This window comes from Aquabacter albus (genome assembly GCF_040049275.1).
GTDB lineage: Bacteria > Pseudomonadota > Alphaproteobacteria > Rhizobiales > Xanthobacteraceae > Aquabacter.
Map to the genome: position 1 here is coordinate 262,774 of NZ_JBDZDT010000006.1, position 14,730 is coordinate 277,503.

18 protein-coding genes are annotated in these 14,730 nt (G+C 66.8%); all 18 read right to left on the reverse strand.

Translation table 11 applies throughout. The features are described 5' to 3' along the window. Window positions 1–54: 54 nt before the first annotated feature. Window positions 55–426: a hypothetical protein gene (locus tag ABLE91_RS16810; RefSeq protein ID WP_348932494.1), complete on the reverse strand. Its 372-nt coding sequence runs from the start codon at window positions 424–426 to the stop codon at window positions 55–57. A 60-nt stretch (window positions 427–486) separates the two neighbouring features. Then, window positions 487–1,371: a peptidoglycan-binding protein gene (locus ABLE91_RS16815; protein ID WP_348932495.1), complete on the reverse strand. Its 885-nt coding sequence runs from the start codon at window positions 1,369–1,371 to the stop codon at window positions 487–489. 102 nt (window positions 1,372–1,473) lie between these two features. After that, window positions 1,474–2,070 carry a DUF4376 domain-containing protein gene (locus ABLE91_RS16820; RefSeq protein WP_348932497.1) on the reverse strand — a complete coding sequence of 199 codons (597 nt, stop codon included), beginning with the start codon at window positions 2,068–2,070 and terminating at the stop codon, window positions 1,474–1,476. Next, entirely contained in the window at window positions 2,067–3,338 is a 1,272-nt protein-coding gene (locus tag ABLE91_RS16825) for a hypothetical protein (RefSeq protein WP_348932499.1), read from the reverse strand. The genes ABLE91_RS16820 and ABLE91_RS16825 overlap by 4 nt, the downstream gene beginning before the upstream one ends. A 12-nt stretch (window positions 3,339–3,350) precedes the next feature. Further along, the gene (locus ABLE91_RS16830; protein ID WP_348932501.1) at window positions 3,351–4,061 is read right to left on the reverse strand and encodes a hypothetical protein; all 711 of its coding nucleotides are present in this window, start codon (window positions 4,059–4,061) and stop codon (window positions 3,351–3,353) included. Next, window positions 4,054–5,136 (reverse strand): baseplate J/gp47 family protein, encoded by a 1,083-nt coding sequence (locus ABLE91_RS16835; RefSeq protein ID WP_348932502.1) that lies wholly within the window; start codon window positions 5,134–5,136, stop codon window positions 4,054–4,056. The genes ABLE91_RS16830 and ABLE91_RS16835 overlap by 8 nt, the downstream gene beginning before the upstream one ends. Beyond that, complete coding sequence (locus tag ABLE91_RS16840) at window positions 5,126–5,626, reverse strand: phage GP46 family protein (protein ID WP_348932504.1); 501 nt, start codon at window positions 5,624–5,626, stop codon at window positions 5,126–5,128. The genes ABLE91_RS16835 and ABLE91_RS16840 overlap by 11 nt, the downstream gene beginning before the upstream one ends. Then, on the reverse strand, window positions 5,626–6,105 hold the full coding sequence (locus tag ABLE91_RS16845; protein ID WP_348932507.1) for a phage baseplate assembly protein domain-containing protein: 480 nt from the start codon (window positions 6,103–6,105) through the stop codon (window positions 5,626–5,628). Before ABLE91_RS16845 ends, ABLE91_RS16840 begins: the two co-directional genes overlap by 1 nt. Beyond that, entirely contained in the window at window positions 6,106–7,155 is a 1,050-nt protein-coding gene (locus ABLE91_RS16850; RefSeq protein WP_348932509.1) for a phage baseplate assembly protein, read from the reverse strand. It lies immediately after the preceding gene. A gap of 3 nt (window positions 7,156–7,158) precedes the next feature. Continuing rightward, window positions 7,159–7,740, reverse strand: a complete 582-nt coding sequence (locus ABLE91_RS16855) for a hypothetical protein (RefSeq protein WP_348932511.1) — start codon at window positions 7,738–7,740, stop codon at window positions 7,159–7,161. Beyond that, window positions 7,737–8,321, reverse strand: a complete 585-nt coding sequence (locus ABLE91_RS16860; RefSeq protein WP_348932513.1) for a DNA circularization N-terminal domain-containing protein — start codon at window positions 8,319–8,321, stop codon at window positions 7,737–7,739. The genes ABLE91_RS16855 and ABLE91_RS16860 overlap by 4 nt, the downstream gene beginning before the upstream one ends. 510 nt (window positions 8,322–8,831) lie before the next feature. Next, complete coding sequence (locus tag ABLE91_RS16865) at window positions 8,832–11,045, reverse strand: phage tail tape measure protein (RefSeq protein WP_348932515.1); 2,214 nt, start codon at window positions 11,043–11,045, stop codon at window positions 8,832–8,834. Window positions 11,046–11,131: 86 nt separating this feature from the next. After that, window positions 11,132–11,470 carry a hypothetical protein gene (locus ABLE91_RS16870; RefSeq protein WP_348932517.1) on the reverse strand — a complete coding sequence of 113 codons (339 nt, stop codon included), beginning with the start codon at window positions 11,468–11,470 and terminating at the stop codon, window positions 11,132–11,134. After that, window positions 11,467–11,841 (reverse strand): phage tail tube protein, encoded by a 375-nt coding sequence (locus tag ABLE91_RS16875; protein WP_348932518.1) that lies wholly within the window; start codon window positions 11,839–11,841, stop codon window positions 11,467–11,469. Before ABLE91_RS16875 ends, ABLE91_RS16870 begins: the two co-directional genes overlap by 4 nt. A 15-nt stretch (window positions 11,842–11,856) precedes the next feature. Then, on the reverse strand, window positions 11,857–13,362 hold the full coding sequence (locus ABLE91_RS16880) for a hypothetical protein (protein WP_348932521.1): 1,506 nt from the start codon (window positions 13,360–13,362) through the stop codon (window positions 11,857–11,859). Then, complete coding sequence (locus ABLE91_RS16885) at window positions 13,362–13,580, reverse strand: hypothetical protein (protein WP_348932523.1); 219 nt, start codon at window positions 13,578–13,580, stop codon at window positions 13,362–13,364. Before ABLE91_RS16885 ends, ABLE91_RS16880 begins: the two co-directional genes overlap by 1 nt. A gap of 23 nt (window positions 13,581–13,603) precedes the next feature. Beyond that, the gene (locus ABLE91_RS16890) at window positions 13,604–14,329 is read right to left on the reverse strand and encodes a hypothetical protein (RefSeq protein WP_348932524.1); all 726 of its coding nucleotides are present in this window, start codon (window positions 14,327–14,329) and stop codon (window positions 13,604–13,606) included. After that, window positions 14,329–14,724, reverse strand: a complete 396-nt coding sequence (locus ABLE91_RS16895; RefSeq protein ID WP_348932526.1) for a hypothetical protein — start codon at window positions 14,722–14,724, stop codon at window positions 14,329–14,331. Before ABLE91_RS16895 ends, ABLE91_RS16890 begins: the two co-directional genes overlap by 1 nt. Between the last annotated feature and the right edge of the window lie 6 nt (window positions 14,725–14,730).

The following is a 14,730-nucleotide window of genomic DNA, read 5'->3' on the forward strand; positions in this document are numbered from 1 at the left end:
TCCGCTTCGCGACAGGCCGCCCGCGCAGGATGGCGCGGGCGGAAAGGCCTCGCCTCAGGCCAGGCGGCGCGACCACCAGGTCGTAGCCGTCCGCCAAAGGGGCGGGGCGATGGCAATTGCGCTCCCGAGCGTCACCTTCCAATCAGCAGCGTCGCCCTGGCCGGTGACGACATCGACGATCGCGGTGGCCGCCGCCTGCCAGTCGAGTTCGGGCCCGATGCCGCGGCTGGCCAGGGCGACGCCGAGACCGGAGATGCCGTAACGCATGAGCTGCGGCCACAAGGATTCCAAGGCCCGTGGCGCCGGCATCTGCTGTGCCATGGCGTTCGCCACCTTGCCGGCGTCGGCAATGGTGAGAGAGTTGTCGGGGTCGCGCGCAACAGCGGTCGCCGCCCCCGTGAGGGCGTCGGTGAGCCGATCGGTCATGGTGATCCTCGATAGAATGGAGTTGGAGGTGCCCGGCAGATCCCGGCCGGGCGCGGGAAGTCACGCGGCGCGGGGCGCTTTCACGGCGCCGATGCGCAGCTCCAGCACGGCCCACGTGGCGGGCCCGGCGATGCCGTCGACCTTCAGGCCGGAACGCTTCTGGAAGTCGCGGACAGCATTTTCGCTCCTGGGACCGAACCGGCCATCCACCATGAGACCGTAGCCGAGCACGTTGAGCGCCGCCTGGAGATCGGCCACGTCGTTGTCGTTGTCCGCCACCTTCCAGGGCGCAGCCTCGGCGCCGAGGATCTTCCAGGCCTTGTTGAACCAGGCGACGCGGTCGTCATACCCGTTGTAGCCGCCATTGATCCGGCGCGTGATCGTGCGGATGTCGTTCTTGTCCGCCAACTCGTTGCAGCCGGACTGCTTCCATTCGGCGAGCGCCGGGAGGAGCGCATATTCCGGCGCCGTCACGGCCTCCGGGCTCAGTTCGAACAGGTCCCCCAGGCCGCAGAGTTTTCCCATGGCGCGATGATTGCCCCGGCCAGTGGTCTGCATGCCGCCATTGCCGCGATACATCCAGCCGTCCCCCGAGCGGGCGTTCCCGAGTTCAGTGGCCTTGCGAGGGTTGCCGAGCCCATAGACCCGCTCGAACAGGGCCGGGCCGTCCCCCGCCAACCGCTTCGCCTCCGCTGCCGTCACGGCCGCGCTATGCTCACCGACGCCGAAAATCTCGAGGATGCGCGCGGCCGAGTAGGCGCCGCTCTCGCGCAGGATGGTGAAGCCGCCCGTCTCGTGCGGCGTCTGGCCGAGGAAGTGAGCGAGCCGGAGCGGCGTCGTCACTTCGTATTTCTCGAAATGGCGGTCTCCCTGCTCGAACGCCTGGACATAGTTCGACAGGGCCTTGGGCGCGATGCGGCGCACCACGTCGATAGCGCGGATCATGATCGGTCATCCTGTGCTGGATATGAAAAAGCCGCCTCGGAGGGCGGCGTGGAGGGTCAGGTTTGCAGGCTTCAGCCCGCGACGTGGGTTCGCCGCCGGTGCCTATCCCGGCTCGCTCCACACGATGGCAGCCAGCGCTTCCGGTGAGGCGGCCTGGGCGGCGGCGGAATTCAGCTGGTCGAGATGCTGTTGCCGCGCCAGCACATGGGTCTTTCCGTCTCGGCCGGCCTGCTGGATCTGCGCAGCCGAGTGCTCCCTCATGGCCCAGATACCCGCGAGGTCCTGGCACCAAAAGGGTGTCGACCACTCGGGAAGCAAACCCGGCAACAGGCTGTCAGTCACCGAGCCCATCAGGTTGATCTGATCGGTGATTGCGCTGGGGTAACGGTGAGGCGAGCCCAGGGCCTCCGAGCTGAAGCCTCCCACGATGCTCGCCGCACAGGCTGCCGTGAGTTCCTCCACCTTTGCCGGGGCTGGAGACGGTGGGTAAAGCGACAGGCCATGTTGCGCCAACACCTCCTCCAGCGCGGCGTCACTCGGCTCTCCCGCCTCATCACGCGGCCAAGGGCAAGGCCCACCGAACGCATCCACAAAGGAGAGATAGCCCGCGTCCGCTTCGGAGACGATCATACCGGCCGCGGAGGAGAAAATGCGCCCGTCGTCGCCACGCCAATAGTAGTTCCGGATGTCGGGGGTCATTGATACTGCCCTCCTGTCGCCGTCGTTCCAGCGGAGTTCCCGGGAATAAAGTTCGCGCCGCCGAAGAGCATGTTGATGATGCCGTTGAGCGTGGCGTTGTATCTAAGCCCGACCGCCCCCGTGCCGGTGAACGCGGTCGAGGTGCCTCCCCGGAGGATCTTTCCGCCGTTCAAGGCTTGCGCAGTAGCCGTCGTGAAAGAGGGGGTCGACTGAAGCGCAACATTGGCCCCCATGATGATGGTCCCGCCGTCCGCCAGCCACATGTACCCCGCCGAAGCATTGACGATGCAACCCGCGCCGAGGCGGATCACGCCATTGCCGGTGGCCGCCATGAGACCATAGGTGGTCGAGAGGGAGGTCAGGAACGTAACGTTCTGAAGCAGCACGTATCCTGAATTGTCGGCGTTAATACTGTGGTTTATGGCACCCGTGTTGCTGATGGTCGCGCCATTGAGGGTGACCTGACCAGCCCCCGCACCGATCAGGCCCACATTTCCTCCGGCGGGACCGGCACCGGAGATGACGTAGCCGGCCTGATTTGCCGGGTCTCCGCGAATTTCAATCGGAGAGCTGATGTACGGAAGCGAACCAGGTCCAGCATACGTCCCTGCAACGCCGAGCTGGATGCGCGCGGCCTGTCCGGGCGGAAGGCTAAACCTGGACAAGCCGGAGGTGACGGCTCCCTGGATGGTGAGGAATGCCCCCGACGCCGAATTGGTCAGGCCGTCGTTGTTGTCATTCCCATCCGGCCGCACATAGAGGATGACGCCCGTCGGGGCCACGCGCGGAACTTCGCTGTAGGCAAGCCCGGCCAGCATCCACGCCGTGCCGGTGTTGACGAAGGTCTGAAAGGACCCGAGCGGCAGGTCCCCGAGCGAAATAGCCCCGCCCCGCATGGTGACAATGGGAAGCGGACCCGGCCCAGCGTTCAGCGTGGCGGCCGCGGCGTTTGCAGACGTGATCTTGATGGTGACCCGCATGCCCACGCGCTGCGCGGTGAGCGGCGGCGTGAGCGCGGCGGTCAATGCCGTGGGTGAGGCGCTCGCCGCTGCATAGGTCAGCGCGCCGCCTTGAACAGCGATGGCGGCCTGGAACAGATCATTACCGCTCGGCACAAGACCTGCGGAAGTGATGAGATTCACCAACTCCCGCTGCGGGTCCTCGATGGCCGCCGCCGGAGGAACGGAGCCGCGCACGGCGCCGGGGGTATCGCGGTCGACATAAGACGCGTCCGGGTCGGGGGACCCGTACGGGGCTTTATATTCCATGGGAGCCTCGGGCTATTCGTGAATGACATAGACCGGCTGGGTCCAGCCGGGATAAAGGCGGCGGAAGATGCACTGCAGCCGCTCGATGCCGATGATCTCGAAGAGCGGGTCGAACCCGCACTCGCTCTCGCCGACGCGGAAATAGTCCACCGCCAGGTCGTAGACGTGGACGATCCAATAGACCTCCTGCTTCACGTCGCCGAGCGTGTGCTCGCCGCCGCATTCGGAGAAGCCGCATTCGAACTGCGCCGGCTCCTCGATCGCGGTGTTGAAGCCCTCCTGCCGGGCGAGCCGGATGAAGTCCTGCGGCCTGATGACGGCGACCGCGCGGTATCGGGTGAGGACCGCCCGCAGACGGGCCGCGAAGCCCCCGCCCGGCGCCGCGCATTCGTCGGGCAGGCCATAATCCGCCTCCCAGTCGGCTAGGCTGTACGACAGGGTGAGGACCCGGCTCTCCTGCGTGATCCCATAGGCGCGCCGGTAGAGGTCGGCGAAGGGCGCGAGCATGGCGCGGGTGAAGTCGGCAAGGAGGCTGTCCGTGGAGGCTGCCATGCCATCCGGCGTGCCCCAGGCCGCGCCGCGCGGCCAAAGGGCGAGCCCGCCGGGCAACAGGTCCTCGACGCTCGGATCCGCCAACGCATCCCACGGCGCCGGCGGGAGCACCTCTTCTCCCTCGGCGGGCGGCTCGTAATAGGTCCAGGTGTTCAAGCCGCTGTCACGCATAGGTGACGGTCCCGCGCACCGCCAGATGGCCGCCGGTGAAGGTCAGGTTCGTGGCCGGGAGCACGAGGGTGTGGCTGTCCTCCCCCGCCGCCGTCGAGATCGCCTCCCCGATCCACGACCGATCCAGCGTGAAGGGCTCGGCCGTCACCCCGGGCTTCACCCGGGCGAGAAACATGGCGTCGACGTTCGCCTCGATGGCGGCGCGTACTTCAGGGGTATCGGTCACCAGGTCGGCGATGGTGATGTTCACCGGGTCGGCAATGGGCGCCTGCGCGACGGTGTCATCCACCCGGATCATCCGCAGGCTGTCGATATGGGCCTGCACGGCGGCCACATCGCCCGGTTCCGGAATGAGGTTCGTCCGCCCGGCGAAGAGGAAGAAGACTGAGATGGAACCGAGGCCGCCGACGAACTGAAAAGCCCAGGCCTTCAGCACCCCGGGCACTTCCAGCGCGAAGCGCTCATAGTCCGGCAGGGCGCCGCCCTGGGGTGGCTGCGCCTTCCGCCGAAGAATGCGGCCCTTCAGGCTCTCCACGCCTTCGACGTCCGCTCCGCCGCCGATGCCGCCCACCCCCACCTCGGCCTCCTGCGAGAGCGTCGGGTAAAGGGAGGGGTCGGCGAGCGTCATCACCGCCCCGGCATCGCGGTTCGTGACGGCGCCGATGGTCTCCGCCTGCACCGCGGCCGAGAAGCTGCCGTCGCCGGCGGCGGTGAACGGCGCCGTGCTCACATAGGTGGCGCCGGCGGAAAGCCACCGCACGCCGGCGGGATAGGTAAGGCCCGCCTGGCCCGTGCCCACGATGGTCCCGCCCGCCGCCGCGGCGCCCTTCTGGTAGACGACGAGATCAGCGCCCTGCATGCGCAGCACGGCGAGATCCGTGGTGGTGCGGGTGAACAGCTGCTTGAAAATCCATTCGAGCCGCAGCTCGTACTCGCGCGCCTTCAGCGCCCAGACCTTCCCGCTTACCCACACGAACGCCTGCTTCAGCGTGGCGTCGGTGCCGGTCAAATAGCGTCGGATTGCGCCGCGCACGCTGGCGCCGAGTTCGTCCAGGGACCGCGGATTATAGGGCATTCATCTGATCCCACAGGACGGCGAAGCTCTGCTGGCAAACGGCCGAGCCGTCGCGGCCATAGAGCGCGATATCGAGGTCGAGCCGGGCGCGCTCGGGGGTCCGCACGGCGGTCACGTCCACCCGCACGCAGGCGCCCTGGTCAATGAGCGTCTGGAGCGCCTCGCGAGCGTGATCCTCCGCCTCGAGGGTGATGTCCTCGGTCAGGGCGCGCCGGCGCAGCAGCCAGAGCTTGGAGCCGAGCGGCACGTCGCCGGGCTGCAGGTCGAAGGCGTCGCCCGGCCAGCCGCGGTTCGTCTCGCACTCCGGCAGCTCGGTGGGGTCCACCCTTCGGTCGGTCTGAAGGCAGATGAGCACGGCGGTCGCCAGCGCCTGCCGGCATTGCAGGTCGCCGCGTGCCGGGTCGATGGCGAGATCGCCCACCGTGCCGTTCCACACCAGGTCCGGCGTCAGGAGCGGCTCGGCTGCCTCCGGCAGCGGGAGGACGCGCATTATACCACCCACACCTTGGTGGCGAAGTTGCTCTGGTCGGACGCGCCGGCGCTGTCCACCGTGCCTTGCGCGGAGGCTGGCCGGGAGGCACCCGGGCTGCCCAGCTTCACATTGCCTTCGAGGATGATGCTGCCGGCGGTTACGTGAAATTCATCCGCCACCACCCGCATCTTCTTCTGAACCAGCGAGGCGATGCCCCCGTGGGCGTCATAGATCGCCGTGCCTCCCATCCCGAGCTGCGGGATGAGATCCGGGTTCGCCCCGCCCATGGCATAGACGCTGTCCCGGTTGGAACGCGCCTGCACGATGGTGGCGATGCCGCCCTGCACCGGCCAGGAGGTGAAGCCGTGCTGCTCCACCCGATGAACCCGCGGAAAGCGCTCGCCGGCCAGCCCCTTGCCGGACAGGAATTGCTGGCCGTCCTTATGCTGCACGCCGCCGTCCAGCAGCATGCGCGTGACATTCGCGTCGAAACCCATTCATGCCTCCCGGAAGGTGGGATCGGCGCCGCCGGGGCCCGCCCACCCCTTGGCGCTCTTGCCCCGAGGATTTTCACCGCCGAGGGCGCGGGGATCCTTGAGGGTGAGTTCGGTTTCCCGGCCGCTGCCCCCGTCGTCCTGGATCACGACCGTGGCGGTGACCATGTCCTGATCCAGCGCGCCCCAGTCATCGGACACCGGCACCAGCATGTTGGGTGCCCAGAGCCGGCCGGCCTCGTCGCGGCAACCGGGCGTCGTGATGCGCACCGACTTGCCCTGCCCGGCCGCGCGCCGCGCCTCCGAGGACGCCCGCTTCTTCATGCGGTCCGAGGTGACCTCGCCCTCGTGATAGATGATGAGAGTGCGCTTGCGGTCGGCGGTTCCCTTCGCCTCGGCCTCCGGGGAGAGCGCAGAGCCGCGTTTCCCGAACGAGGCCTGTCCGCGCACCTTCACCTCGGAATAGTTGTACCGGCCGGACAGGGTGCCGCTCGCCCGCTTGATGTTGACGCCGCGCACCAGAGATCCGGTGTGGCGGCCCTCTGGCTTGTCGGTGATCTTCAGCTTGCCCTTCGGCGTGTCGTAGAGCAGCGCGCCGTGGGAGCGCGCCTCCCGCTCCAGGACCTGGAATAAGGTCTCGCCCGGGTTGATCTGGTGGAGCGCCTTCTTGCCCGTGTCGAGGGTGCATTCCAGCCCGACCTTGGCGGTGTCGAACGCCTTGCCGATGGCCTTCAGGTCGCAATTCTCCAGAAACCCCGTCGGATGGTCGACGGAGGTCTCCGTCGCATCCACCGTGCGCGAAACCACGGAGATGCTGTAGATGCGATTGCCTTCGTCGTGGGACCAGTTCACGTCCCGCGTATAGCCGGTGAGGAACAGGTCCTTGCCGACTGTGATCGTGCAGGGTTCATCCTCTCCGCACGGCAGGCCGGCGCCGCTCCACGGCACCTCGAAGCTCGCCCGCCGCACGGCCTGCTCGGCCGATGCCTCCAGCCGACAGCTCGTATGCGGCAGCGGGCGGCCCGCCACCGTGAGCACGATCGCATCATTCATGGGTCAGACCGCCAGCGCTTCCAGCACCACCGGCATGGCCATGGGCGTGCCGGTGCGGTTTCGCGCCACCAGGTCGGCCCCACGCGAGGGATCGCCATAGAGGTCGTAGGCGATGAGCGAGGAGGGCAGCGAGAGGCCCGTTTCCACCCGCACCAGCGGCGCGCGGGTGGCGGCGATCTGCGAGACCTGCACCACCGCCTCCCCCACCAGCCGGTTGAGCCAGCCGAAAACCTCAGCGCCATAGGCAGCGCCGGCCTGATCTATGACGCCGTCTCCCCGCGCGGAGAGCGCGGCGCGCGCGGCCTGGGCATCGGGCCGCGCGGGATAGTCCGCCCGCACAGCCGCAAAGCACGCGACCACCAGTGCTCCGATCCGGTCGATCACCTGCGGCAATGGCATGTCATCGAGGGCGGCCAGCAGCCCGGCGCTGTCCTGCGCGCTCTCCCCCACCAGCCGGCACAGCTCCAGATAGGCCTCCGCCGCGGGCGCCCCGACGCCGCCGGCGGCCAGCGATCGCACCTGCGCAAGCGCCAGATCGTCCGCGTCGCTGACAAACCGCGCGATGAGATCCTCGAGCCATGTCATCGAAAGGCTCCCGCCAGCGCATTGGCCACGCTGGACACGCCGGCAATGGCGCCGGGCACATTGCCCCCGGCAAAGCTTCCGAGGCTTCCGGCCATGCCGGCAATGTTGCCCGCCGCGCCGGCGACGGCCCCGACCGTTCCAGCCACCTGGCCGAGGGGCGTGCCCGCAAACACCGAGCGAATGGCGCCCAGGCCGGACATGCCGGCCATTCCCATGGTGCCCGACACCACGAAGGACAGGTCATAGGCGATGTAGCCGTTCCGGTCCTTGTTCCGGTTGCGCCGGCATCCGGTGCAGTGCATGCGCTGCCCCGGGTCCATGGGCAGCACCAGCATGGACGCCTCCGGTGCGTCGCATGCCGCCTCGAGCGCGAGGCCCTCCACGTCCGCAAGGTCGCTCGCCACATAGGCCGAGACGCGCACCTCGAGCGCCCGGCGCCCCATATCCTGCGTGACGATCGCCTCGCCACCGGAAATCTGGTGGACGCCGACGCGCCTCCCCTTCTCCGGGCCATCCTCCTCGACCCAGAACCGCGCGCCCCGAAAGGACGCACGGCGGAAGGCCCGATCCCAGGCTCGCATGGTGTTTCCTCTTGAGGTGGCAGGACGGGGTCAGATCAATAGGGGCGACAGCCGTATCCGTCGGCGGCGCGGTAGACCTGAGAACTGCGATGCGCGACCATGCATCGGGATCCAATCCGAAGCCTCAGCAGATCCCGGAACCGCAAGATGGTGCGAAATTGCAAAGCGAGCCGGTTCAAGGAATGGAATTGGCTCGCGCTATTGTTTGTTATGTGCGCGGGACCTGCAGCGGCGCAGGAATCGAGCGCTCTTGCGAAATCAGTGGTGACAGCTAACTCCCTCGGCATTGTTCTAGCTTCCGAAAGCTTTTGCGGCCTCTCGTTCGATGAAACAGCGGTCAAGTCGTTTATCGAACGCAATGTCTCCGCAAACGATGCGAGATTTCTTGGTTTCCTTTCTTCAGCGACGTACGGTGAACGACACTTAAACGAAAAAATGTCTCCGGCCGAAAAGGTCGCGCGATGCACTCAAGTGCAAAGGTTGGCAAAATCCTACGGATTTACGAAGTAATTACCCTCCTGGCGTCCCGACATTTGGCATAGACTGCCCGAGGTTGGCATTCGGAGCCCTTGGCGCCGTTGGCATCGAAGGCACCGAGATCCTCGCCGAGGAGATGGCATCGGCCGCCCGCTGACCTTCTTCGCCGATCCGCGTCGCGGCCTCGGCGAGCCGCCCCGCCGCCGCCTCGATAGCGGTGCCCGCATCCTGGCCCGCCACCGTGATAGGCGTGCCGGCCGCCTCCATGGCGACCCGGAGCGCGTCCGTAGACGTGTCCTCGATCTGCACCATGATGGGGCCGGACACGGGGCTCGCGGGCGGAGATATCTGCGGCATCGACCGCAGGATCTCGTCATTCAAGCTTGACCTTTGGCCGCTGCCCGGTGCCTGACGCAGCGCTTCATCGTTGACACTGGGCATCACCGGAGGCGCTTGCCATTCTCCGGATGTCCCCGAGGATGCCCATGATCCTGATGCACCCTTCGGCGGTGTGGGAGGCATGAAGGAGGCCCCCGCCGGAAACCACGGCTCGCGGCCCGCGTGCACGTCGTTCATCCAATCGTGGAATTCAGTCACCCCTAGGGCCGCGTCGTCAATTGCGCCGGGAAGCCCGGTGCGCGCGGCGCCGGCTGGGACGCGACGACGGACAGGTTTCTCGTTCTCGCCCACGATCGCGTCGCCGAGGGCGTTCATCCCGGACTGGGCCCACTCGTACCAGGACTGCCCCTCTGCGCCCTGCTTGGCCGCGTGCTCGGCCTGCGCCTGGGCGACCTGGTCCGGCGTCTTCTTCTGGATTCCGGCCTCCGGATGAAGGACGGCATTGACGCTGCCCTCCACCACCTGAATGGCCTTCGCCACTTCGTTCACCACAGTCGCGAGGTCGGCAAAGAACTTCTTCACCTCGGATTCGGAAGCGTCCATCCCGAGGAGGGACTGCATTCCGCCGAGCATCCGGTCGATGGCTTGGCCGGCGGCGTTGATCTCCTTCATATCGAGCTGCGGGGCGAAGCCCTTGAAGCCCTCGTCTATCTCCTTCACGAGCTCTTTGGCCCGGATGAGACCCTGTTCCAGGGCAGGCATGCTGGCAGTGCCGACATTGATGGTCAGCACCCCCACCTGGTTCTTGAACTGCTGCCACTGCGAGGAGAGCGACGCGAGCTTCAGCTTGTAGGACTTATCCAGCGAGCCAAGCCAGCTGCTCTCGTCGCCGGCCTGTTTCAGATTGCGCTGCAGCTCATCGACACCGTCCACCATGCGCATGATCTCGTCGGACCATTCCTGGCCGAAGATCGAGCCGATGATGCGGGCACGGTTGAATTTGTCGAGTTTGCCGAGCTGCCCGAGGAACTTGATGAGCGCGGCATTGGCGTCGCCCTTCAATTCCTTCTTGAAGGTCTTGATGTCGCCCACCACCTCGGTGAGCGCCGACTGACCCTTCTTGCCGAGATTCTCCGGCGCGATCAGCTTGGAGGTCAGCGCGCCCATCATCCGCGCGCCCACCTCGGGTGCCAGCTTCAGGTTGAGCAGCGTCGCGCCATAGGCCGCCGCCTGCTTGGCATTGATCCCGAAATTCTTCAGCCCGGCGCCGGCGCGGTCGAGGAAGTTGATGATGTCCTTCTCATCGCTGATGCCGCTGTCGGCGAGCGAGTTGATAAGGTCGAAGAACTTTTCCATTTCCTTGATCGGAATGCCGAGGCCGACCTGGAAGCCGGCGGCGGCATTGCCCACATCCTCGGCCGACATCTCGAAGGCGTCGGCCGCCTTGGCGGAGAGGGCGGCGAACTCGCGGAGCTCTTCCAGCGGCAGGCCGGCGGCGGCGCCCCGTTCATAGGCCTTGAGGATCTCCTCGATGGGGACGGCAAGATCCGGGCTGGTGGCGAGGGCTTTGACCTCCTCGCCCACGGCCTTCATCTGGTCTTCGGTGAGCCCGGCCTTCTTCTGGACGGCGATAAGGCCGTCCTGAAAGGTTGAGAGCGTTTCAATGCCGGAACGCACACCGCCGGAGGCGCCCCAAATGGCAGCCAAAGCGGTGCCAGACATCAGGATGGCGCGGTCGGTCGCGGCCGACGCCTTCTGAAACGCCGCCACTTGCTGCATATGGCGGTTCATAATCTGCGTCTGGCGATGAATACCGCTCAAGCGCCGCTCGACGGAGGCGAACGCCTTCGCCGAACGGTCCACGGCCGAGATTTTGAGGCGTGCCTCTATCTCACGAGCAGGAGGCATGGGTCATCCTCATCAGCGCCGCCGACGCGCCTCCGTTTTGTGCCAGCGAACCGCGCGATCGAAGCATTCCTCGATCTCGGAAAAGCTCAGGCGATCGACGTATTCGGGGCTCCATCGGAGCCGGAAAATGAGCTCATCAGCGAGGCCCGCGATTTGCGGGCCTCGATGAAAAAAGCGATCACGTGCTCCTCGAGCGCCATGGTGTCACCGAGGTTGAGCACCTGCAGGGCACCGTGAGACGGCTTTGTCGCCAGCCGGTCGACATAGGCGAAGATCACCTCGCGGTCGCGGATGACTATCCCCCGCTGCACATCGACCGGCGCACCGAGCTGCCGGTAATCCGCAAAGCCCGGCTCGCGGAACTCGATCTGGCTGAACGTCTCGCTACCCGAGGTGTAGGATTTGGAACATTCAAATGGCTTCATCCGCCGAGCCTCTGATAGGCGTCACCGTTGACGGTGAGCCCTGTCCATTCGCCGCTCGCGCGGTCGACGGCCGCGTCGCCGGAGAAGAAGGCGTTCATGAAGACGTGGCTCACGCCGGTGAAGTCCTCGGTGATGTAGACATCCTGGCGTGGCGCACGCATGAGGAGGTTCACATCGGTGCCGCTGTCCTCGAGGGTCAGTTCGGCCGTCCAGGGCTTCAGCGTCGCCTGTCGCGAAACCGAATGATCCTGGTTGGTCACGGCTTCCACCGAGACGCCGGAGGGGCCCAGCGTGAAGGCCCCGCGCATCGTCAGGTTGGTGCCGTCGGCGAGGCGGAGACGCATCTCTCCGCCGAAATCCCGTCCTGCCATGGTCGTGTCTCCTCGTCAGGCGGCGGCCTGGAACTGGCTGTAAATGGTCGCGTTCGCGGCCAACACGTCGAGCGGGTTGACCATGTCGAGCGGGGCAAAGATGTCGACGCGGTTCGCATTGTCCGTGTTGCGCCGGACATCGAGCCGCTCGGCGAAGGCCTGGGCGTTTTCCACCACGCCGGGCATGGAGCGGTAGACCGCCGCCACCGTGTTGCGGATGTCCTTCACGGTGGTGAGCGCCAGAAGGTCGCCGGGATTGTCGTTGGCGATGGCCTTCTGGCCGTGTTCGGCCTGGAGCCGGGCGCGGAACAGGCGCAGCGCGTAGACCAGCTGGCCGATCTTCTGGATATCGCGGAAGGTGGTGTCCACGTTCCCCGCACCGTCCGTGCGCTGCATGGTGATGATCTTGTCGATCGTCACCGCGCCATCGGTGCGCACCCCATAGGTGGAGAGGCCGGAGACGAGGAACGCATTCCGCGTCGCATAATCGTTCATCCACTTGGAGCGATCGCGCGGGGCGGAAACACCCTGCACCACCAGGCCGGTCTGGTTGCGCGAGACGTTGCCGGTGACGCCGTCCGAAAGCCACGGAACGATGCGCGCCGTCATGGCCGCCGCCCACACCCACGGGTTCGTGGCGTCGCCGCCGGCGGCAATGCGCGGCAGCGTGGTGACGTGGCGCGTGTCGTAGGACAGGCCGAACGTGGTGAGGTTCGCCGTGCTGTCGATCTTCGGCACGAACACGTGGCCATAGCTCTGGCGGCTCCACGACCAGCGGCCAGCGATGTCCGCCAGGACAGACTGGTAACGCCCCATATTGGTGGCGTCGGCCCAGGGAGAGCTCCACCAGTCGAACGGATCGTCGCCGAGCGCCGCGAGGCCGGCGGCGAGATTGGGCGTGCCGGCGCCGGCCGTGGTGATGGCCACGGACAGGAGGCTCGTGAACAGGTTGGTGGAGGCGAGCGGCGGCACATAGATGTCCACCGCGCCGACGATCTCGCCGGCCCAGCGGGCCGTCAGGGCCACATCGTCATCCGTCGCCACCGCCGTGAACGGCAGGGCGGACTTGGTGAGCGGGTCCTGGAAGCCGTTGATGGCTGCCGCGAGCGCGGTCGCCACCGCCGTCGCCGCGGTTCCCGGCGCGACTGTGAGCGAGATTTCCTTGCCGTCGATCTGGATCACGCCGAAGCCGCCACCGGCGGGCACCACGGCGACGGAGATGGTGCGCACCTCGGCGGTGCCGATGGCGGGCACCGGCAGCAGCCAGATGTCCTGCGCCTCGGCATTGGCACGCCCGGCGATGAGCTGCTCGGCCAGCATCGACCCCTTGCCGGTGAGGGCGATGGCCTCATTCACGCTGTTGCAGCGGAACGGGACATTGTCGAGCGCTGCCGCGCCGGTGTTCTTGTGGCCGATATAGAGGAGGCGCGAGACGCTCTCGAACTGCCCGCCGGAATTCACCTCGAACGAGATGATGGGGGCGACGATGTTGCCCGGGATGGAATTGAAGCCGATGGACATCACTGGTCTCCTTCGCCGTCGCCGTCTTCCGGCAGGGGCGCTTCGGGGGCGGGGGCGGCCGTGACGGGCGTTGCCGGCACCAGGTCCTGGTCGGCGATGAGCCGCGCGTAATAGGGCAGGAGTTCATTCACCGTCGTGCCATCGCCCCCATCCGGCACGAACTGTCCCGGGCTGTCGGGCATGGGGATGCGCGACCCCGGCTTGGCGAGGTATTTCATGGGTCCGATCCTCGGGTTGAAGGTCAGGGCTCGGCGGAACCGAAGGGCATGGCGGGCGCGTCATTGGCCGTCACGGTGATGCCGATGGCCTCGAGCTGCTCGCGGGCCGTGGCGCTGAAGGCGGCCGCAAGCTGTGCGAGCCGCTGCTTCGCGTAGGAACCGTCCGGCAACGCGGCTGCGACCGAAGCCATCGGCTCCGGCAGGCCGGCCGCATCGGTGAACTTGTCGTCGGCGATTTCAAAAGTGAACGTCATCACGTTCCGCATGAAGCGGACGCCATATTGCGGCAGGCCGAACGGCTCGATGCGCACGAGCGGTGCTGCTTTCATGATGCGCCGGAAGGCGTCACCCGCCGGCTGGCGAACCAGCACGCTGCGCGCCTGCGCGGTGAGCGCTTCCAGCACGATGCGCATCTCGGCATCGCCATTGATGACCGCATCGGTATCAAGATTTCCGTTCGCCTCATCCCTGGCCAGTTCCGCCAGTTCTGCGACGACGACCAAGTCGGTGCTCGCATTGCCGATGGCCGAGGTCGCCCCTGCACCGCGCCGCTCGATCCGCGTGTCTTCGGTGAAGACCGAGAGCGTGGGCGTGAAGGGCGAGCCAGCCTCCAGCTCTGCGCTGGAAATCGCCCGACTGTCATAGACCCGATGGAGCGCCAGCGTCGGAAACCCCTCGCCGCTGTCGATGGCGGCGGTCGGGCACAGGGCCTCGATGGCAGCGAGGCGGAGCGCGGCAGCGGCGAGCATCAGGAGGACACCTTGTTGAGCCAGATCGCTACGCGCGCCGTGCCGTCACAGTCTGGGTTGGCGGCGACCTGATAGAGCGCCACTGCGCTGCGGATGCGGTCGTCCTGGCGCGGCACCCACGGCCATCCGGTGGTGAGCGCGGTCAGGCAGATCCGGGTGATCTGACGCACGCTGCGATCCCCGGCTGTCGGCCGATTGCTGTCCGCGAACGAGGTGAACTCCGGCGCGCTTTCCAGCGTGCCGAGGAAGCCGAAAGCCGGGCGCGCGGGATCCACGATTGCGGCGGCGTTCGATGCGCGCGGCGGCCGCGTCATGCCGACTGCCGTGAAACTCAGCGTGTCGAAATAGCCCGCCACCGCTGCATCAGCGGCGGCGAGCTCATCATCCCAGCCCATGGCGGG